14 protein-coding genes are annotated in these 19,720 nt (G+C 66.4%); 3 read left to right on the top strand and 11 right to left on the bottom strand.

Annotation, left to right across the window (positions count from 1 at the left end; genetic code table 11):
- Positions 1 to 17: 17 nt before the first annotated feature.
- On the bottom strand, positions 18 to 716 hold the full coding sequence (locus tag IAG39_RS12490) for a GntR family transcriptional regulator (protein WP_223283240.1): 699 nt from the start codon (positions 714 to 716) through the stop codon (positions 18 to 20).
- 129 nt (positions 717 to 845) lie between these two features.
- Here IAG39_RS12490 and IAG39_RS12485 point away from each other — a divergent pair, with 129 nt between their 5' ends.
- The 3 genes from IAG39_RS12485 to IAG39_RS12475 are packed head-to-tail and all read left to right on the top strand — an operon-like array spanning position 846 to position 3,964.
- The gene (locus IAG39_RS12485; RefSeq protein WP_118932833.1) at positions 846 to 1,841 is read left to right on the top strand and encodes a Bug family tripartite tricarboxylate transporter substrate binding protein; all 996 of its coding nucleotides are present in this window, start codon (positions 846 to 848) and stop codon (positions 1,839 to 1,841) included.
- Positions 1,842 to 1,891: 50 nt separating this feature from the next.
- Positions 1,892 to 2,692 carry an enoyl-CoA hydratase/isomerase family protein gene (locus IAG39_RS12480; protein ID WP_118932832.1) on the top strand — a complete coding sequence of 267 codons (801 nt, stop codon included), beginning with the start codon at positions 1,892 to 1,894 and terminating at the stop codon, positions 2,690 to 2,692.
- A 21-nt stretch (positions 2,693 to 2,713) separates the two neighbouring features.
- Positions 2,714 to 3,964 (top strand): CaiB/BaiF CoA transferase family protein, encoded by a 1,251-nt coding sequence (locus IAG39_RS12475; protein WP_118932831.1) that lies wholly within the window; start codon positions 2,714 to 2,716, stop codon positions 3,962 to 3,964.
- Between the two features lie 599 nt (positions 3,965 to 4,563).
- Here IAG39_RS12475 and IAG39_RS12470 read toward each other — a convergent pair.
- The 10 genes from IAG39_RS12470 to clpA form a co-directional block, all read right to left on the bottom strand.
- The gene (locus tag IAG39_RS12470; RefSeq protein ID WP_059379867.1) at positions 4,564 to 5,298 is read right to left on the bottom strand and encodes an ABC transporter ATP-binding protein; all 735 of its coding nucleotides are present in this window, start codon (positions 5,296 to 5,298) and stop codon (positions 4,564 to 4,566) included.
- Positions 5,295 to 6,095 (bottom strand): ABC transporter ATP-binding protein, encoded by an 801-nt coding sequence (locus tag IAG39_RS12465; RefSeq protein ID WP_059379868.1) that lies wholly within the window; start codon positions 6,093 to 6,095, stop codon positions 5,295 to 5,297. The genes IAG39_RS12470 and IAG39_RS12465 overlap by 4 nt, the downstream gene beginning before the upstream one ends.
- Positions 6,092 to 7,180, bottom strand: a complete 1,089-nt coding sequence (locus IAG39_RS12460) for an ABC transporter permease subunit (protein WP_059379869.1) — start codon at positions 7,178 to 7,180, stop codon at positions 6,092 to 6,094. The genes IAG39_RS12465 and IAG39_RS12460 overlap by 4 nt, the downstream gene beginning before the upstream one ends.
- Positions 7,177 to 8,028 (bottom strand): branched-chain amino acid ABC transporter permease, encoded by an 852-nt coding sequence (locus IAG39_RS12455; RefSeq protein ID WP_373429145.1) that lies wholly within the window; start codon positions 8,026 to 8,028, stop codon positions 7,177 to 7,179. The genes IAG39_RS12460 and IAG39_RS12455 overlap by 4 nt, the downstream gene beginning before the upstream one ends.
- A 235-nt stretch (positions 8,029 to 8,263) precedes the next feature.
- Positions 8,264 to 9,409, bottom strand: coding sequence for a branched-chain amino acid ABC transporter substrate-binding protein (locus IAG39_RS12450; RefSeq protein WP_059379871.1), 1,146 nt, complete (start codon positions 9,407 to 9,409; stop codon positions 8,264 to 8,266).
- A 237-nt stretch (positions 9,410 to 9,646) separates the two neighbouring features.
- The gene (putA, locus tag IAG39_RS12445; RefSeq protein ID WP_059379872.1) at positions 9,647 to 13,468 is read right to left on the bottom strand and encodes a trifunctional transcriptional regulator/proline dehydrogenase/L-glutamate gamma-semialdehyde dehydrogenase; all 3,822 of its coding nucleotides are present in this window, start codon (positions 13,466 to 13,468) and stop codon (positions 9,647 to 9,649) included.
- A gap of 157 nt (positions 13,469 to 13,625) precedes the next feature.
- Positions 13,626 to 14,333 carry a membrane integrity-associated transporter subunit PqiC gene (locus IAG39_RS12440; RefSeq protein WP_251881662.1) on the bottom strand — a complete coding sequence of 236 codons (708 nt, stop codon included), beginning with the start codon at positions 14,331 to 14,333 and terminating at the stop codon, positions 13,626 to 13,628.
- A 5-nt stretch (positions 14,334 to 14,338) separates the two neighbouring features.
- A complete protein-coding gene (locus IAG39_RS12435) occupies positions 14,339 to 16,003 on the bottom strand; it encodes an intermembrane transport protein PqiB (RefSeq protein ID WP_059379874.1) in 1,665 nt (554 codons plus the stop codon).
- A 39-nt stretch (positions 16,004 to 16,042) separates the two neighbouring features.
- Positions 16,043 to 17,359, bottom strand: coding sequence for a paraquat-inducible protein A (locus IAG39_RS12430; protein WP_059379875.1), 1,317 nt, complete (start codon positions 17,357 to 17,359; stop codon positions 16,043 to 16,045).
- 8 nt (positions 17,360 to 17,367) lie between these two features.
- Positions 17,368 to 19,680: an ATP-dependent Clp protease ATP-binding subunit ClpA gene (gene clpA / locus IAG39_RS12425; protein ID WP_059379976.1), complete on the bottom strand. Its 2,313-nt coding sequence runs from the start codon at positions 19,678 to 19,680 to the stop codon at positions 17,368 to 17,370.
- Positions 19,681 to 19,720: the final 40 nt, after the last annotated feature.

Below are 19,720 nucleotides of genomic sequence, written 5' to 3'. Positions count from 1 at the left end.
TCCGCGCCGATGACAGGTCACTTCAAACCTTGGGCGCCGCGTCCGCGCAAGTTGTAGGTCTTCTTGCTGCCCACATGCTTGCGGATGAGCGACTCCGCAAGCTCGCCGTCGCGCTGCATCAGCGCCTGCACAAAGGCCTCGTGGTCGGCCACCGCCGCCGTCCATTCGTCGATATCGAAATTCGACTTATAGCGCAGCGCCTGCACCTGCAGGTTCAAGCGATCGTAGGAATGCGTCAGCGCCGGGTTGTGCGCCGCCCGGTTGATGGCGATATGCGTGCCCATGCTGGCCGCGAAATACGCGCGGATGTCGCGCTGTTCATACCCTTGCAGCATCTGCGCGTGCAGTTGCGCGATATGCGCCAGTTCCGCGTCCGTCGCGCGCTCGGCGGCGCTGCGCACCGCCAGCCCCTCCAGCACCGACAGCACGTCGAAGATGTTCTCGACGTCGTCCGTCGACAGCTCGATCACCATCGCGCCGCGCTTGGGCTGCAGGGTCACCAGGCCGTCGGAAGCCAGCATGCGGTAGGCCTCGCGCAGCGGCGTGCGTGAAATCTTGAGCTGATCGCACAGGTCCCGCTCGTTCAGCCAGGTGCCCGGCTTGAAGGTGCCGTCAATGATCAGCTGCCGCAGTTTTTCCGCCACCACGGCCGGCAGCGTCGGGTGATGGATGGCCAAATCGGGGACGGACTGGTCCATAACTTCAGGGTTAGCCATGAGTTGTTGCCACTCGCTAATTCGACTATTTTTGTATCTGGTATACCAAACACCAAAGGCATACCAACCTGACCCCATCATAGAGCAAGCAACACGCGGGCAGGCTGACAACCACCAAAGGAGACCCACATGCACAAGCACGCTCGCGCCTGCGCCGGCGCCCTGGCGCTGACCGCCGGCCTGGCCGCCGCCAGTCCCGCCCTGGCGCAGGACGCATCCAAATGGCCGGAACGGCCGGTACGCCTGATCGTCGGCTTCGTGCCCGGCGGCGGCACCGACGTGTCTGCACGCATCCTGTCCGCCCGCCTTTCGGCGTTGCTGGGCCAGCAGGTCGTGGTCGAGAACAAACCCGGCGCTTCGGGACTGATCGCGGCCGACTTCGTGGCCAAGGCCGATCCGGACGGCTACACCCTGCTGCTCGCCAACATGCAGTCGACCGTCGCCGCGCCCTATGTGGTGCAGTCCAACGTCGACCCGATCAAGGACTTCACGCCGGTGCGCTACATCGGATCGGTACCCAACGTGCTGGTGGTGAATCCGACCAAGCACAGCTACGCCAGCGTGCAGAACCTGGTGGACGACGCTCGCGCCAAACCCAAGCAGCTGACCTACGCGTCTTCCGGCATGGGCAGCCCGCAGCACCTGAGCGCCGCGCGCTTCTCGCAGATCGCGGGCGTCAGCATGGAGCATGTGCCGTACAAGGGCAGCGGCCAGGCCATGACCGATCTGCTGGGTGGCAGCGTGGACATGAACTTCGACACCCTGCCCGGCGCCATCAACCAGATCCAGGCCGGCAAGCTGCGCCCGCTGGCCGTGACCAGCACCGAACGCAGCAAGCGCCTGCCCGACGTGCCGACGCTGGCCGAGTCTGGCATCAAGGGCCTGGACATCGTGCAGTGGTACGCGGTACTGGCGCCGGCCAAGCTGCCCAAGCCGGTGCTGGACAAGCTCGACCAGGCGCTAAGCCAGACGCTGGCCGATCCCGAGATCAAGGCCAAGCTGGCCGACCAGGGCATGGAACTGGGCGGCGGCCCGGCCACCCCCGCGGCCTTCGCCAGCTATGTGCAGGACGAATGGAGCAAGTACGGCAAGCTCACCGCCAGCCTTGGCCTGACCAAGCAGTAAGCCCGCAGCAACCCGGCGGGGGTGCGCCCCCGCCCACGCAAAGGAACACCATGAGCGCTACCCCCACTTCCGACGCATCCCCCATCCTGTGCCAGCGCGACGGCGACATCGCGACCGTGGTGCTGAACCGCCCTGAAAAGCTCAACGCCTTCACCATAGACAGCTGGCGGCTGCTGGGCGACGCCTTCCTGGAGCTGGACGCCGACGACAGCGTGCGCTGCGTGCTGCTGCGCGGCGCGGGCGAGAAGGCCTTCTCTCCGGGCAACGACATCAGCGAATTCGAGACCGCGCGCAGCAACAAGCGCCAGGCCATCGAGTACGGCGCCGTGATGCGCCGGACCATAGAAGCCATCGGCAATTGCCGCCATCCGGTGGTGGCGCAGATACACGGCATCTGCGTGGGCGGCGGACTGGAGATCGCCAGCCTGGCCGATATCCGCATCTGCGGCGAGAGCTCGCGCTTCGGCGTGCCCATCAAGAACCTGGGGCTGGTGATGTCGTACTCGGAACTGGCGCCGCTGGTGCGCCTGGTGGGTCCGACCGCCGCGCTGCAGGTGTTGCTGGAAGGCACCATCTTCGACGCGCGGGAAGCGCTGCGCCTGGGCGTGGTCACGCGCGTGGCGCCCGACAGCCAGGTCGCCTCCGAAGCCCAGGCCGCCGCCCGCCGCATCGCCGACGGCGCGCCGCTGGTGGCGCGCTGGCACAAGAAGTTCATCCGCAACCTGGTGAACGGCAAGGCCTTGACCGACGCAGATCGCGACGAGGCCTTCGACTGTTTCGACACCGAGGATTTCCGCACGGGCTACCAGGCCTTCCTGGCCAAGGCCAAGCCGCAATTCAACGCCCGCTGAACCCCATTGCAAGGAGGACTCATGCATAACGATACCCAGGGCGATACCCCGCGCCCCGCCGGCGCGCTCGCCGGCATGCGCGTGATCGAGCTGTCGCAGATCATGGCCGGCCCGACCTGCGGCATGATGCTGGCCGACATGGGCGCCGACGTCATCAAGGTCGAAAAGATCGACGGCGGCGACGACTCGCGCCAGTACCGCGACCCGCAGATCAACGGCATCTCGGCGCCCTATCTCATGCTCAACCGCAACAAGCGCGCCATCGCGCTGGACTTGAAGCACCCCGAGGGCAAAAAGGTGCTGCTGCGCATGATCCGCGACGCCGACGTGGTGACCGAGAACTTCCGCAAGGGCACCATGGAAAAACTGGGCCTGGGCTACGACCGGCTGCGCCAGGAGAACCCCGGCCTGATCTACTGCGCGGTGTCGGGCTACGGCACCACCGGCCCCTATGCCGACAAGGGCGGCTTCGACCTGGTGGCGCAGGGCTTCTCCGGCCTGATGGCGATCACCGGCGAACCTGGCGGGCCGCCGTTACGCACCGGCAACTCCGTCGCGGACATCAATGCCGGCCTGCTGGCGGCCTTCGGCGTGCTGGCGGCCTATCAGCACAAGCAGCGCACCGGCGAAGGCCAGATCGTCGAAACGTCATTGCTGGAAGCCAGCCTGCAGCAGCTGTACTGGCATGCCGCCATCTATTTCGGCAGCGGCGTGTCGCCCGGCCCCACGGGATCGGCGCACGTGCTGAGCGCGCCCTACCAGGCTTTTCCCACCGCGACCGACTGGATCATCATCGGCGGCGCCAACGAGAAGAACTGGCAGCGCATCGCGCAGGCGCTGGGCAAGCCGCAGTGGGCGGACGATCCGCGCTACGCCCGCAACCGCGACCGCATGAATAACCGCGAAGAGCTGGTGGCGGACATGTCGGCCATCCTGGAGACTCGCAGCGCGCAGGAATGGCTGGACGTTTTCGACGAGGCCGGCGTGCCCGCCGGGCCGGTGCATTCGATCGCGCAGGCGCTGTCGCATCCGCAGACGCTGGCGCGCGGCATGGTGGTGGAACAGGATCACCCGGTGGCCGGCAAGGTGCGCACCGTAGGCATGCCCGTGAAGCTGTCGGCCACGCCCGCGCAGTACCACCGCGCGGCGCCGCGGCTGGGCGAGGACACCATCGCGATTCTGGGAGAGTTCGGCTATGGCCAGCAAGAAATCGACGCCTTGATCGAAGCCGGCGTGGTCACGGCCGTGGACCGGGAACGCGCGCCGGTTTAGAGCATTTTGGGCTGGATTGCTGGCGTTTGGTTTTGTGAGGTGGGGTTCTTGAGTCGCCGGCGTCCGGACTGCGGGATTCCGATGCTCGCCCCGGTGGGGCTGCGCTTCGGATCCCTCCGTCCAGCCACCGGCTTACGGCATCTGCCCATGAACGGGGGCTGAAACCAATGCGTTAGGCGACTGTCAGCCGAGGCGGCCCGGAGCCATCCGAAGCGCAGCCCCATTGGGGCGAGCATCGGAATGGCGCAGGGCTGCCTTGGCGGTTAAAGAACCCTGACATCTGCAAGCTCGAAGCCCTGCCGCTTCGGTTTTGTGAGGCTGGGTTCTTGAGTCGCCGGCGTCCGGACTGCGGGATTCCGATGCTCGCCCCGGTGGGGCTGCGCTTCGGATCCCTCCGCCCGGCCACCGGCTCACGGCATCTGCCCATGAACGGGGGCTGAGACCAATGCATTAGGCGACTGTCAGCCGAGGTGGCCCGGAGCCATCCGAAGCGCAGCCCCATTGGGGCGAGCATCGGAATGGCGCAGGGCAGCCTTGGCGGCTAAAGAACCCTGACCTCCGCCAACTCGAAGCCCCGCCCTCAAGATCCAGGCAGCGCCCTACTCAGACTCGCCCAGATAGGCCGCACGCACCTTGGGGTCGTGCAGCATGTCGCCGGCGGGACCGGACAGGATGATCTCGCCCGATTCCATCACGTAGCCGCGATGGCTGTTTTCCAGCGCCAGGCGCGCGTTCTGCTCGATCAGCAGGATGGTCACGCCTTCGCTGGCGATGGTGCGCACCACCTCGAAGACCTTCTCCACCATCAGCGGCGCCAGCCCCATCGAGGGCTCGTCCAGCAACAGCAGCTTGGGGCGCGCGATCATCGCGCGGCCCATCGCCACCATCTGCTGTTCGCCTCCGGACAGCGTGCCGGCCGCCTGCTTGCGGCGCTCGGCCAGGCGCGGGAACAGCGTGAAGACGCGATCGGTGTCCTGGCGGATCTGGGCCGCATCGCGACGGATGTAGGCCCCCATCGCCAGGTTTTCCTCGATGGTGAGCTGGCCGAAGATGCCGCGCCCTTCCGGCACCATGACCAGGCCGCGGCGCACCAGCTCATGCGACTTCTGGCCGCCGACGGACTGGCCGCCGTAGACCACTTCGCCGCCCGCCAGCGGCACCAGTCCGCAAATGGCGCGCAGCGTGGTGCTCTTGCCGGCGCCGTTGGCGCCGATCAGGCAGACCAGCTCGCCTTCGTCCACGCGCAGGTCGATGCCGCGCACGGCACGGATGCCGCCATAGGAGACCTGCAGGCCCCGCAATTCCAGCAGGGGTTGGGATGCTGCTGCCGTCATGCCGGGCGCTCCTGATGAATCTGCGGATCCTGCGCGGCGCCGGCGCCCAGATACGCTTCGATGACCTTGGGATCGCGCTGCACCTGGGCGGGTTTGCCCATGGACAGCACCTTGCCGTATTCAAGCACCAGCACGCGGTCGCACAGGCCCATGACGAGCTTCATGTCGTGCTCGATCAGCAGCACGGTGATGCCGTCGGCGCGGATCTTCTCGACCAGCTTGCGCAGCACCACGGTTTCCGATGCGTTCATGCCGGCCGCCGGTTCGTCCAGCGCCAGCAGCTTGGGATCAGTGGCCAAGGCCCGCGCGATCTCCAGGCGCCGCTGGTCGCCGTAGGGCAACGAACGCGCCACGTCGTTGGCGCGATGGCCGATGCCGACATAGTCCAGCAGTTCCTGCGCCCGCGCTTCGGTGGCGGCCTCTTCGGCCCGCGTGCCGCGCGTGCGCAGCACGGCGCCGAACACACCCGACTTGGTGCGCATGTGGCGGCCGATCATCACGTTCTCGATCGCGCTCAGGTTGGCGAACAGGCGGATGTTCTGGAAGGTGCGCGCCAGGCCCGCGTAGGCGACTTCATGTGGCTTCTTGCCGGACATGGATTCGCCATTGAAGGTGCAGCTGCCCTCTTCCGGGATGTACAGGCCGGTGAGCACGTTGAACAGCGTGGTCTTGCCCGCGCCGTTCGGGCCGATCAGGCCGTAGATCTCGCCCTGCTCGATGTCGAAGCTGACGTCGGACAGCGCCTGCAGGCCGCCGAAACGCTTGCCCAGTCCCTGGGCTTGCAGCAGTTTGCTCATGCTCCGCCTCCCTGGGTCTTGGTTGCGAGTTCACGCTTGCGCACCGCCGACGGCCACAGGCCGGCCGGACGGAACAGCATCACGCAGACCATGGCCAGGCCGAACAGCAACATGCGTATGCCCTCGGGGTCCAGCACCACGGCGCCGAACAGCATGTGTTGCACCGGTTCGACCACCGCGCGCAGGAATTCGGGCAGCGCGGCCAGGATCAAGGCGCCCAGGATGACGCCCGGGATGTGGCCCATGCCGCCCAGCACCACCATGCACAGGATGGAGATGGATTCCATCAGCGAGAAGCTCTCGGGGCTGACGAAGCCCTGCATCGAAGCGAACAAGGCGCCCGCCACGCCGCCGAAGGACGCGCCCATCGCGAACGCCAGCAGCTTGATGTTGCGGGTGTTGATGCCCATGGCCTTGGCCGCGATCTCGTCTTCGCGGATCGCTTCCCAGGCGCGGCCGATGCGCGAATTCTGCAGCCGCACGCAGACCACCACGATGATCAGCGTCAGCGCCAGCAGCAGGTAGTAGTACTTCTCCGGTCCGGTCACGCGGATGCCTAGCAGGCTTTCCGTGCGGCCGAAGGCGAACTCGCCCACCTTGAACGTGTCGATGCGGTTGATGCCCTGCGGTCCGTTGGTGATGTTGACCGGCGCATTCAGGTTGTTCAGGAAGATGCGGATGATCTCGCCGAAGCCCAATGTCACGATGGCCAGATAGTCGCCTCGAAGCTTGAGCGTGGGCGCGCCCAGCAGCACGCCGAACAGGCAGGCCACCGCCAGCGCGATCGGCAGGATCGCCCAGAACGGCAGATGCAGGCCGAAATGCGGCGAAGCCAGCAGCGCCCAGGTGTAGGCGCCCACCGCGTAGAACGCGATATAGCCCAGGTCCAGCAGGCCCGCGAAGCCCACCACGATGTTCAGGCCCAGCGACAGCATCACGTACAGCAGGGCGAAGTTCAGGATGCGCACCCAGCTTTGGCCGGCCATGCCGATCACGAACGGCAGCACCGCCAGCACCACGCCGATCAGCGCGATGCCGATCAGGTTGCGGGTCGAAAACCCGCTGCTTTTCAGGGTTGCGTTCATGCCCGGTCTCCCACGCGTTCGCCCAGCAGGCCGGACGGACGGAAGATCAGCACCAGCACCAGCACGAAGAACGCGAACACGTCCTGATAGTGGCTGCCGAGGAAGCCCCCGGTCAGATCGCCGATGTACCCGGCGCCCAACGACTCGATGATGCCCAGCAACAGGCCGCCCGCCATGGCGCCGACCAGGTTGCCGATACCGCCCAGCACCGCGGCCGTGAAGGCCTTCAGGCCCAGCATGAAGCCCATGGTGTACTGCGACACGCCGTAATAGGTGGCGACCATCATGCCGGCCACCGCGGCCAGCGCCGAACCGATCAGGAAGGCCGCCGAAATCACGGTGTTGATGTTCACGCCCATCAGCCCGGCCACTTCGCGATTCTGCGCGGTGGCGCGCATCGCCGTGCCCAGGCGGGTCTTGTGCACCACGGCCAGCAGCCCGCCCATGATCAGCGCCGCGATCACCACGATGGCGATCTGCAGCGAGCTGATGCGCGCGCCGGCAATCTCGAACACCTGCGGCGACAGCACCTGCGGGAAGTTCAGGTAGTTGCGGCCCCAGCCCATCATGGCCACGTTCTGCAGGATGATGGACACGCCGATGGCGGTGATCAGCGCTGCCAGGCGCGGCGCGCGGCGCAGCGGCCGGTAGGCCACGCGCTCGGCGGTCCAGCCCACGGCCATGCACAGCGGCACGGACACCAGCAGGCCGACGCCCAGCACCACGAAGGCGGACGTGGAAGGATCGCCGCCCACCAGCGAGATGGCGATGGTGGTCGCCGCCATCGCGCCTATCATGACGACGTCGCCATGGGCGAAGTTGATCAGCCCGATGATGCCGTACACCATGGTGTAGCCCAGGGCGACCAGGGCGTACACGCTGCCTAGCGTGACGCCGTTAATCAGTTGTTGAATGAAGATATCCATAGGGGCCGCTGAATAAGCCTGGAAAAATCGCGCGTATCTTGCGGTGACGGCCCTAGGCCTGCCACGGCGCCGCGCGTGGCGCGCGCCTGACGGCGCGCACGCTGCAATACGGGCGGGACGCGGCGCGCAGCCGCCTTCCCGCCCCGGTCCAGCCGCCTTAGTTGGCCTGGCTGACCATCGTCTCAACCATCTCCCACTTGCCGTTCTTGACTTCGTAGATGGTGACCGAGATTTCCTTCAGGTCGCCCTTGGCGTCGTAGGAAATGTGCTCGCTGGTGGCGCCCTTGCGGTTCAGCTTGGCCAGCGCCGGCAGGTACTTCTCGGGCTTGGCGGAGCCGGCCTGCTCGATGGCGGTGATCATGTTCCAGGCGCCGTCATAGGCGTAGGGAGCATAGACGCCGGGGGCCTTCTTGAAGCGGGCCTGATAGCGCTGCTCGAAGTCCTTGCCGGCGGCCATCTTGTCCAGCGGCACGCCGGCCAGCGAGGCGTAGGTGCCGTCGGCGGCGTCGCCGGCCAGCTTGATGAAGGTGTCGCTGCGGGTCATTTCGCCCGAAACCAGCGGCGCCTTCAGGCCCAGGGTGGCCAGCTGGCGCTTCATCGGACCGGATTGCGCGTCCAGGCCGCCGTAGAAGATGGCGTCGGGCGCCGAGCCCTTGATGTTGGTCAGGATGGCGGTGAAGTCGTTGGCCTTGTCGGTGGTGTACTCGCGGCGCACGACCTGGCCGCCTGCGGCCTTGACCGCCTTCTCGACCTCGTCGGCCAGGCCCTGGCCGTAGGCGGTGCGGTCGTCGATGATGGCGACCTTCTTGGCCTTCAGGCTTTCCACCATGAACTTGCCGACCGCGGCGCCCTGCTGGGTGTCGCTGGTCATCATGCGGAAGGTGGTTTCGTAGCCTTGCTTGGTGTACTCCGGCGAGGTCGCCATGGCGATCTGGGGCAGACCGGCTTCATGGTAGACGCGCGAGGCGGGGATGGTGGTGCCCGAGTTGAAGTGGCCCAGGATGCCGACCACGTCCTGGTCGACCAGCTGCTGGGCAACCTGCACGCCCACGCGCGGATCGGCCTGGTCGTCGCGCGACACCAGCACGAACTTGGCGGTTTCGCCGTCGACCTTGATGCCCTTCTTGTTGGCTTCTTCCAGGGCCAGGTTCAGGCCGTTCTGCATGTCCTCGCCATAGTGCGATTGCGGGCCGGTGAGCGGTGCGGCAAAACCGAACTTGACGTCGGCAGCCTGCGCGGAGGCGGCCATGCCGGCGGCGGCGATGCTGGCGGCGAGAAGCTTCAAAGTGGTGCGGAACTTCATGGGTATCCTCCGAGTGTCGGACTTAAGACCTTGTTATACCTGAGCTTTTAGCCAGGCTTTTGGTTTTTCACTACGGCAAGCCCGATGTAGCGGGAGCTTGCGCACGCATATTCTGCAAAATCCGGAAGCCGGGTTGCGACTTCCGGATTTAAGGTGCGACCGGATTTTCGTTCCAGTGCAACCTCGCCCGATATTGGAGATAACCCTTGGATGCCTGAGGGTTGTCCTATATCAGACTCAACCTATGGTCATGAGGCTGGCGTTGCCGCCCGCCGCCGCCGTATTGACGCTGACGGAACGCTCCGCCAGCAGGCGTTCCGGCACGTAGCCGGCGCCCGCCGCGATCGCGTCGGGGGTCAGGCCATGGACCGACAGGATGGCGCCCGGGCGCTGCGCGATGCGCTGGTTCAGCGCCTGCAGCGCGTCGCCATCGCCTTCGAACAGCACGGCCTGATAGTCCGCCTGGTCGACCTCATCGTCGGCCAGGATGCCCGCCTGCTCCTGCTGGCCGGCGTCCAGCGACGCCAACAGCGCCTGCGCCGCGGGCGTGTCCGCGAACCAGGCATGGTTGCCGGTCAGCCTGGCGACGGACCACTGCGCCCGCGCGCCCGCTTCGGTGGCGGCCACGCAATACACGGCGCCGCGCGGCTCGACCACATAGGTATTGGTCTCGCCGGTCGGCCCAGGCAGCGCAATGCGCTGCGGCAGCGCCGCCGCCGCGTCCAGCGCCGGCGGCAGACCGGCCGGCCGCGTGCCCAGCAGACGGTACATATAGAGCGGACCGCCGGCCTTGGGGCCGGTGCCGGACAAGCCTTCGCCGCCGAAGGGCTGCACGCCCACCACCGCGCCCACGATATTGCGGTTGACGTAGACATTGCCCGCATGGACCTGGCCGGTCACGTGTGCGATGGTCTCGTCGATGCGGGTGTGCACGCCGAAGGTCAGGCCGTAGCCGGTGCCGTTGATGGCATCCAGCAAGGCGTCGAGCTCATCGCGCTGGTAGCGCACCACGTGCAGCACGGGCCCGAACACTTCGCGCGTCAATTCGCTGACGTGGTCGATTTCGATGATGGTCGGCGGCACGAAAGTGCCGTGGCGGCATTCGCCGTTGAGTTCCACCTGGTCCACGCGATGGCCCGCGGTGCGCATCGTTTCGATGTGCCGCTGAATGCCGTTGCGCGCTTCCGTATCGATCACCGGCCCCACGTCCACCGACAGGCGGTCGGGGTTGCCCACGCTCAGTTCGCGCATCGCGCCGCGCAGCATGGTCAGCACGTGGTCGGCATTGTCTTCCTGCACGCACAGCACGCGCAGCGCCGAACAGCGCTGCCCCGCCGAATCAAACGCGGAGGTCAGCACGTCGAACACGACCTGTTCGGACAGGGCCGAGGAATCCACCACCATGGCGTTCTGGCCGCCCGTTTCGGCGATCAGCGGAATGGTGTGGCCGGCATCGTCTAGGCGGTCCGCCAGCGTGCGCGCGATGATGCGCGCCACATCGGTGGAGCCGGTGAACATCACGCCGCGCACGCCGGGGCTTGCGACCAGCTGCGCGCCCACGGTTTCGCCGCGGCCCGGCAGCAGCTGCACGGCGCCGGCAGGCACGCCTGCCGCGCGCAGGATGGCCACGGCTTGCGCGGCGATCAGCGGCGTCTGTTCGGCGGGCTTGGCCACCACCGTGTTGCCGGCAGCCAGCGCGGCCGCGACCTGGCCGGTGAAGATGGCCAGCGGGAAGTTCCAGGGGCTGATGCACAGCACCGTGCCCAGCGGCCGGTGCGTGTCGTTGCTGAATTCCGTTTCGGCCTGGTCCGCGTAATAGCGCAGGAAGTCCACGGCCTCGCGCACCTCGGCGATGGCGTTGGGCAATGACTTGCCGGCTTCGCGCACGATCAGGCCCAGCAGGGTCTGCATCTGCTCTTCCAGCAATTGCGCGGCGCGGCGCAGGCACTGGGCGCGTTCGGCCACCGGCGTGGATTGCCAGATGGGAGCGGCATTGGCAGCGGCGCGCAGCGCGATCTCGGCCTCGTCTGCCTGCGCTTCGACCACGTGGCCCACCACGTCGCGCAGATTGGCGGGGTTGCGGACTTCCATGGCGCGCGAGGCATCCCAGGCCCCTTCGCCCTCGCCCAGCATGGGGCCGGCGCGCCACGGCATGGCGGCGCTGGCCAGCAGGGCCGCGGACAGCGAACCCAGCCGATGCTCGTTGCTCAGGTCCAGGCCCGCCGAGTTGGCGCGGGCGCCCTCCTGCGGGTCGCCATAGAGTTCGCGCGGCAGCGGAATCTTCTCGTGCGGCGCGCCCAGCGGCGCGATGCGCGCGGCGGCTTCCACCGGGTCGGCCACCAGTTGCTCGACCGGAATGCTGTCGTCGCCAATCAGGTTCACGAACGAGGTGTTGGCGCCGTTTTCCAGCAGGCGGCGCACCAGGTAGGCCAGCAGCGTTTCATGCGTGCCGACCGGCGCGTAGATGCGGCACGGACGGTTGAGCTTGCCCTGCGACAGCGCGCCCACGACTTCGTCGTACAGCGGCTCGCCCATGCCGTGCAGGCATTGGAACTCGTATTGGCCCGGGTAATAGTTCTGCCCCGCCAATTGGTAGATCGCGGACAGGGTGTAGGCATTGTGCGTGGCGAACTGCGGGAACACGGCTTCCGGCGCGCCCAGCAGCTTGCGGGCGCAGGCCAGGTAGGCCACGTCCGTGTAGACCTTGCGGGTATAGACCGGATAGCCTTCCAGGCCGTCGACCTGGGCGCGCTTGATCTCGCTGTCCCAGTACGCGCCCTTGACCAGGCGCACCATCACGCGATGGCGGCTGCGGCGGGCCAGGTCGATCACGTAGTCGATCACGAAGGGCGCGCGCTTCTGGTAGGCCTGGATGACGAAGCCGATGCCGTTCCAGCCGTCCAGCTCGGGCTCGAAACAAAGCGCCTCCAGCAGGTCCAGCGAGATCTCCAGGCGATCGGCTTCCTCGGCGTCGATGTTCAGGCCGATGTCGTAGCTGCGCGCCAACACGGTCAGCGCCTTCACGCGCGGCAGCAGCTCGGCCATGACGCGTTCGCGCTGGGCGCGCGAATACCGCGGATGCAGCGCCGACAGCTTGATCGAGATGCCCGGGCCTTCATAGATGCCGCGGCCGGCCGCGGCCTTGCCGATGGCATGGATGGCTTGCTCGTACGAGGCGTAATAGCGGTCGGCGTCCTCGGCCGTGGTCGCGGCCTCGCCCAGCATGTCGTAGGAATAGCGAAAGCCGCGGGCTTCCATCTTGCGGTTGTTGGCCAGGGCTTCGGAAATGGTCTGGCCCGACACGAACTGTTCGCCCATCATGCGCATGGCCATGTTCACGCCCTTGCGCACCAAGGGCTCGCCGCCCTTGCCGATCAGCCGGGTCAACGCCTTGGACAGCGACTGTTCGCTGCTCACGGCCACCAGCTTGCCCGTGATCATCAGGCCCCAGGTGGCGGCGTTGACGAACAGGGATTGCGAGCCGCCCATGTGCGACTTCCAGTCGCCGCGAGCCACCTTGTCGCGGATCAGCGCATCGCGCGTGGCGCGGTCGGGAATGCGCAGCAGCGCTTCGGCCAGGCACATCAGCGCCACGCCTTCCTGGCTGGACAGCGAGAACTCCTGGATCAGCCCTTCCACCCCGCCGCCGCTGCGCTTGCCGCGCAGCTTCCGGACCAGATCGGCGGCCATGGCGTGGATCTTTTCCAGATTGGGCATGCGGGCCTGGCCCAGCAGCAGCGGCACGCACTCGGGCTCGGGACGCCGGTAGGCGGCGGTGATGGCCGCGCGCAGCACCGACTGCGGCTGCACGTCCTGGCCGAATTCATAGAACGGCGGCGTGGGCGCGGAATGGCCCTCGCCCGCCTCGTCCTCGCCGCCCGCGTCCATGCCCAGGTGCGACATCTCGGCGGGCAGGTGGCCGCGCTCGATCTTGTCCAGGTAGGAAAGGATCGCCTGCTTGTGCAGCCAGTGCGGCGTGCAGTTGAGCTTTTGCGCGGCGGCCTTCAGCCGGTCGCGGAGCGCGTCGTCGACTTTAACGCCTAGGGTCGTGCTGGCCATAAGAGATTGCTTCCTGTCGCATGGCAAAGGTAGTACCGGGTCCTTGCGGGACCCGGTATGGGTAGGACCGTATGCTAGACAGGTTGCAACTTGCTTTGCACTATGGTTAACCCTAGGTTAACCATTTGAGATCAGGCGGGAATTTTTGGCTGGACGGTCAATCCTTGAGCGCCGCGCAGCCCAGCATCTGCACCGAGCCCGATCCCGCCGGGGTCTGCCCCCGTATGGCCGAGGCCATGGCGCCGGCCAGGCTGACCACGGCGCGCTGCTGCGCGGCGATCATGGCCGGCACGCCCTCTTCCGTCACCGGTTCCGTCACCACGCTGCGGCAAAGCAGGCCGGAACCCTTCATGTTGACCGGCCGCACGCGCCAGGTCGCATCGAGCTGGGCCATGCGGCCCGGCTCCAGCTCGAACCGCTGCACGTCGGTCTGCACGCGCCAGACCGCGGCGCCCGGCCCGGGCTTGACCAGTTGCACGTCCAGGGCGCCCAGCTCGCGCTTCAGCGCGTCCGACAGTGCGCCGCGCAGCTCGTCGCCCAGCGGCGAACTCCAGCGCTCGGAGTACAGCGCCGCCAAGCTGCCCTCGCCGCTGCGCACCATCAGCTGCGGCTGGTCCGCCTGCGTCGAAATGTTGACCGGTTGCACCTCGATCAGGAAGCTGGCGGGCGCCACGCCGGCGGCCGGCGCCTGGGCCGCTGGCGCCTGCAAGGTGTGATAGTGCACGGGCGCAGACGCTCCGCAGCCAGCCAGCGCCGCCGACAAAGCCAGCAAGGACAGGAGCGGACGCAAACGGGGTGCCGCGGATCGCGGCTGCTCGGAACTCGGAGTCGCCTGGCGGGCGCGGGGGAATGGGCGTCTATTCATGGGGTTCAGTTCCTGACAGGACCGGCGCCGGGGATCGGGTCTGGGCCGCGGCCGCGCAACAGGGCCTCGGGGTTGGCTTGCAGGAAGTCGGCCAGGGCGCGCAGCGAACGGGCCGCGCGGCCCAGTTCCTGCATCGCCTTCTCCGTGTTGACCGGCAAGGACGCATCGGAGGCCAACAGCGCGTTGACCTGCGCCATGGATTCCTTGGCCTGCTTGAGCATGTTCTGCGCTTCAGGCGCGACCTGCTTGTCCAGGCGGTTCATCAGCTTGGAGGTGCTGGCCAGCGTGGTGCGCAGGTCCTCGCCGATCTTGTCGAACGGAATCTTCTCGATCTTGGCGACGATGTTGCTGATCTGCTGCTGCAATTGGTCCAGGTTGCCGGGCACCGTCGGAATCATGGCCGGATCCGAGACCTTGAACTCAACCGGCTTGGCGTTCGGGAAGTCGTCCAGCGCCACGTACAGCTGGCCGGTCAGCAGGTTGGCGGTGCGCAGCTGCGCGCGCAGGCCGTGCTTGATCATGCCGCCCAGCAGGCGGTTGCCGGCAAGGTCGCCATCCTTGGCTGCGCGATCGCGCACTTCTTCGAACACGCGCCCCAGGCGTTCCGGATACAGGGTGGCGTCCACCAGCGAATAGAAGCGCTTGGCGATCGGATCGAAGTCCATGTTGATCTGCGTGACGTTGCCCAGCGTGATGCCGCTGAAATCGATGGGCGCGCCCACCGTCAGGCCGCGGATCGACTGGTCAAAACGCATGCGGATCGGGAAGGCCTCGCCGTCCGGATTGGCCTTGGCGGCCGCCTCGGTCGCGTACAGGTCGAACTGGGCGTCGGCCTGCGCCTGCTTGCCCGAATCGCGCGTGGTCAGGACCGGTTCGAAAGCGACGCCCCCCACCGCCATCGACACCAGCGATTGCGTGCGTACCTTGAGTCCGTCGGCGTTGACGCTGAAGTCGACGCCGCTGGCGTTCCAGAAGCGCGAGCCTTGGGTCACGAACTTGTCGTTGGGCGCGTCCACGAACACCTCGACGTTCACGGCCTTGCCGGTTTCATCCAGCGCGTAGCCGATCACGCGGCCCACGTTGATGCGGCGGAAGTACACGGGCGAGCCGATATCGAGCGAGCCCAGATCAGAGGCCCTGAGCTTGAAACGCTTGCCGGCGCGGTCATGCGTAACCGCCGGCGGAACCTCCAGGCCTTCGAAATGCAGCTTGGTAGCCTTCTTGGAACTGTCCTTGCCTTCGGCCGCGTCCACGCCGATATAGGCGCCGGACAGCAGCGTGCCCAGGCCGGACACGCCGCTCACGTCCAGACGCGGGCGCACCACCCAGAAGTTGGTGCCTTCGCGGGCCAGATCGGAAACATCCTTGGACAGCTCGGCCCGCACCACCACCTTGGTGCGGTCTTCGTTGAAGCCGATGGACTTCACGGCGCCGATGTTCACGTCCTTGTAGCGCAGCTGGGTCTTGCCGACTTCCAGCCCTTCTGCAGTATTGAACGAAATCGAGATGTCGGGCCCCGCCTGCATCCAGGTCCGCACGACCAGCGACAGGCCCATCAGGGCCGCCACGATGGGCACCAGCCAGATCCATGAAATCCGGCTCTTCTTCTTGCGCGAGATCGCGGGTGACGCGAACTTCTCTTCACCGGATCCGGGTGCTTGCTCGGACATCTACTCTTCCTTGTTCGTGGACGGAAGCCGCGGCGCTTCCTAGCCCATTTCCTTGCCGGCGAGAGACGCCGGCTGGCGCCCGCCTTCCACTGGCGGCGATTCTATTTCACTTTGTCCTTCCAGATCCCAACTGCGGCGCAGGTCGAAACTCATGGCAGACAACATGGTCAGGATCACTGTCAGCCCGAACGCCGCCGCACCCGCGCCGGCGCTGATTTCCATCAAGCCCTGGAAATCCGCCAACGCCGCCAGCAATATAACGACAAAAACATCCAGCATCGACCATTGGCCGATGAACTCGACCATTTGATACAGGCGCGTGCGCGGGCGCAGGTTGGTGGTGCTGCGCCACTGTTCCGTCAACAGCAACAGCATGAGCGCCAGCAGCTTGGTCAGCGGCACCGCCACGCTGGCGATGAAGACGATCAGCGCAATATCCCAAGAGCCCATATCCCACAGTTCAACCACGCCGCCCAGGATGGTATGGGCGCTGTCGCCTAGCACCGACCTGACCTGCATCACCGGCAGCACGTTGGCCGGGATATAGAACACCACGGCGGCCAGCAACAGCGCCCAGGTGCGTGCCAGATGGTCGGGCTTGCGGAAATGCACCAGGGCGTCGCAACGCACGCAGTGGTGGTGTTCTTCCGGGTCGGCCGCGCGGGGCAGCGCCTGCACCTGACCACAGACATGACATCCGGTCAGTACCGTGTCCGGCGCAGTCTGGGGTATATGCACCGGCACCACGCCCACACTCTCGGCGTAGCGCCACAGCACATGCGGCGACAGCCGCCCCAGCATCGTCAACAGGATGGTCAGGATGCCGAACGCGACCAGCCCGATGCCTGGAGTCACGGCGGCCATGCCCGCCAGCTTCACCACAGCCACCAGCACGCCCAGGAGGAACACCGGGACCATGCACCAGGGCCGCAGAAAGCCCAACAGGCGCATCGCGGTACGGAAGCCCAGGGGCTCGCGGCCGCGCGAAAGCGGCCCCAACACCCACAGCAACACGGAAAGCTGCAGCATCGGCAACGCGAAGCCCGCCATGCCGGTCATGATGGCGACGACCCAGTGGTCCTGCCGCCAGGTGATGAAAATGGCGTCCAGCAAGGACGCCTGCTGCACCATGCCCTGCACGGACATCGAAGCGACGGGATAGGCGTTGGCCACCCCGAACACGATGAGGGCGGCAATGGCGAGGGCCAGCCAATTGGACAAAGTAAGCCCGCTGTAACGCCACAAGGTGGCGCCGCAGCGGGCGCAATTGGCGGTCTCGCCAGGTTCAAGCTGATGCCGGCGATAGATGCTTGCGCAGTGCTCGCACTCGATCAGCGGCTGGCGGTCCGCGGTCATTGAGTCGCCTAGTCGACCAGTTCGACTTCCTGTTTGTCAGGCGCATCCGACGAGGGCGGCTTGCCGTTCTCGTCGAAGTCCAGCTTGACCTTGCCTTCCTCGTCCAGGTCGACCGTGACCGTGCCGCCATCGACCAGCTTGCCGAACAGCAGCTCGTCGGCCAGCGCACGCCGGATGGTGTCCTGGATGAGGCGCTGCATGGGACGTGCGCCCATGAGCGGATCGAACCCTTCCTTGGCGAGATGCTCGCGCAGACTCGTGGTGAAGATGGCTTCCACGCGACGCTCGTGCAGTTGGTCTTCCAGCTGCATGAGGAACTTGTCCACCACGCGCAGGATGATTTCGCGGTCCAGCGGCGCGAACGGGATGATCGCGTCCAGGCGGTTGCGGAACTCGGGGGTGAACATGCGGCGGATTTCCGCCATTTCGTCACCCACCACGCGCGAATTCGCGAAGCCGATCGACGGACGGTTCAAGGTTTCGGCGCCCGCGTTGGTCGTCATGATGAGAATGACGTTGCGGAAGTCCGCCTTGCGGCCGTTGTTGTCGGTCAGCGTGCCGTGGTCCATGACCTGCAGCAGGATGTTGAACACATCCGGGTGCGCCTTTTCGATTTCATCGAGCAGCAGCACGCAGTGCGGCTGCTTGGTGATGGCCTCGGTCAGCAGGCCGCCCTGGTCGAAACCGACGTAGCCCGGAGGCGCGCCGATCAGGCGCGACACCGCGTGCCGCTCCATGTATTCCGACATGTCGAAACGCAACAGCTCCACGCCCAGCGTGAAAGCCAGCTGGCGCGCGACCTCGGTCTTGCCCACGCCGGTGGGACCGGAGAACAGGAAGGCGCCGATCGGCTTTTCCGGCTTGCCCAGGCCCGAGCGCGCCATCTTGATGGCGGCGGACAGGGCTTCGATGGCGTTGTCCTGGCCGAAGACCACGGTCTTCAGGTCGCGGTCCAGCGTCGCGAGCTTGCTGCGGTCGTCGTTGGAGACGGACTGCGGCGGAATGCGCGCGATCTTGGACACGATGTTCTCGATGTCCACCTTGCCGATTACCTTCTTTTGGCGCGAGCGCGGCAGCAGGCGCTGCGCGGCGCCGGCCTCGTCGATCACGTCGATGGCCTTGTCCGGCAGATGGCGGTCATTGATGAAGCGCGCCGACAGTTCGGCCGCGGCCGACAGGGCGGCGGACGAGTAGCGCACGCTGTGGTGCTCTTCGAAGCGGCTCTTCAGGCCGCGCAGGATCTGCACGGTCTGTTCGACGCTGGGTTCGGCCACGTCGATCTTCTGGAAACGGCGCGACAGCGCGTGGTCTTTTTCAAAGACGCCGCGGTATTCGGTGTAGGTGGTCGCGCCGATGCACTTGAGCTGCCCGGAAGACAAGGCGGGCTTCAAGAGGTTGGACGCGTCCAGCGTGCCGCCCGATGCCGAGCCGGCGCCGATCAGCGTATGGATCTCGTCGATGAACAGGATGGCGTCGGGGTTGCCACGGATCTGCTTGAGCACGCCCTTCAGGCGCTGCTCGAAATCGCCGCGGTACTTGGTGCCCGCCAGCAAGGCGCCCATGTCCAGCGAAAAGACCTGGGCGGCCTGCAGGATTTCGGGCACTTCGCCGCGCGTGATGCGCCAGGCCAGGCCTTCGGCGATCGCGGTCTTGCCCACGCCGGCCTCGCCGACCAGCAGCGGATTGTTCTTGCGGCGGCGGCACAGCACCTGGATCACGCGCTCGACTTCGTGCTCGCGTCCGATGAGGGGATCGATGCGGCCCGCCAACGCGGCGGCATTCAGGTCGGTGGCGTACTGGTCCAGCGGCGACTGACGCGATTCGCCCTGCTCTTCACCATTGGTCTGCTGCTCTTTCTGCACGGCGGCGGACTCCACCTGGGGCTGTTTGGTAATGCCATGCGACAGAAAATTGACAACGTCCAGCCGCGTCACGCCCTGCTGCTGCAGGTAATACACGGCGTGCGAATCCTTTTCGCCGAAAATGGCCACGAGCACATTGGCGCCGGTAACCGGCTTCTTGCCGGTGCCTCCCGCGGATACATGCATGATGGCGCGCTGGATCACACGCTGGAATCCCAGCGTGGGCTGCGTGTCGACCTCGGCGCCGCTCGGGATCACCGGGGTGTTCTCCGAGACGAACTGGCGCAGATTGCGGCGCAGGTCGTCCAGGTTCGCGGCGCAGGCGCGCAGCACTTCAACGGCCGAAGCGTTGTCGAGCAACGCCAGCAGCAGATGCTCGACGGTAATAAATTCATGCCGGGCCGAACGGGCCTCGACGAAAGCCATATGCAGGCTGACTTCAAGCTCTTGAGAAATCACGCTTCCTCCGTAACGCATCGAAGCGGGCAAATACACGATT

Source organism: Achromobacter xylosoxidans (assembly GCF_014490035.1).
GTDB lineage: Bacteria > Pseudomonadota > Gammaproteobacteria > Burkholderiales > Burkholderiaceae_B > Achromobacter > Achromobacter bronchisepticus_A.
Note: the sequence above shows the minus strand (reverse complement) of the source record. Positions and strands in the feature narration are given on the sequence as shown.

What these genes read in the sequence shown, in the direction of transcription:
- IAG39_RS12490 (WP_223283240.1), bottom strand. Translation starts at nt 716, where the DNA reads ATGGCTAACCCTGAAGTTATGGACCAGTCCGTCCCCGATTTGGCCATC.
- IAG39_RS12485 (WP_118932833.1), top strand. Translation starts at nt 846, where the DNA reads ATGCACAAGCACGCTCGCGCCTGCGCCGGCGCCCTGGCGCTGACCGCC.
- IAG39_RS12480 (WP_118932832.1), top strand. Translation starts at nt 1,892, where the DNA reads ATGAGCGCTACCCCCACTTCCGACGCATCCCCCATCCTGTGCCAGCGC.
- IAG39_RS12475 (WP_118932831.1), top strand. Translation starts at nt 2,714, where the DNA reads ATGCATAACGATACCCAGGGCGATACCCCGCGCCCCGCCGGCGCGCTC.
- IAG39_RS12470 (WP_059379867.1), bottom strand. Translation starts at nt 5,298, where the DNA reads ATGACGGCAGCAGCATCCCAACCCCTGCTGGAATTGCGGGGCCTGCAG.
- IAG39_RS12465 (WP_059379868.1), bottom strand. Translation starts at nt 6,095, where the DNA reads ATGAGCAAACTGCTGCAAGCCCAGGGACTGGGCAAGCGTTTCGGCGGC.
- IAG39_RS12460 (WP_059379869.1), bottom strand. Translation starts at nt 7,180, where the DNA reads ATGAACGCAACCCTGAAAAGCAGCGGGTTTTCGACCCGCAACCTGATC.
- IAG39_RS12455 (WP_373429145.1), bottom strand. Translation starts at nt 8,028, where the DNA reads ATGGTGTACGGCATCATCGGGCTGATCAACTTCGCCCATGGCGACGTC.
- IAG39_RS12450 (WP_059379871.1), bottom strand. Translation starts at nt 9,409, where the DNA reads ATGAAGTTCCGCACCACTTTGAAGCTTCTCGCCGCCAGCATCGCCGCC.
- putA (WP_059379872.1), bottom strand. Translation starts at nt 13,468, where the DNA reads ATGGCCAGCACGACCCTAGGCGTTAAAGTCGACGACGCGCTCCGCGAC.
- IAG39_RS12440 (WP_251881662.1), bottom strand. Translation starts at nt 14,333, where the DNA reads ATGAATAGACGCCCATTCCCCCGCGCCCGCCAGGCGACTCCGAGTTCC.
- IAG39_RS12435 (WP_059379874.1), bottom strand. Translation starts at nt 16,003, where the DNA reads ATGTCCGAGCAAGCACCCGGATCCGGTGAAGAGAAGTTCGCGTCACCC.
- IAG39_RS12430 (WP_059379875.1), bottom strand. Translation starts at nt 17,359, where the DNA reads ATGACCGCGGACCGCCAGCCGCTGATCGAGTGCGAGCACTGCGCAAGC.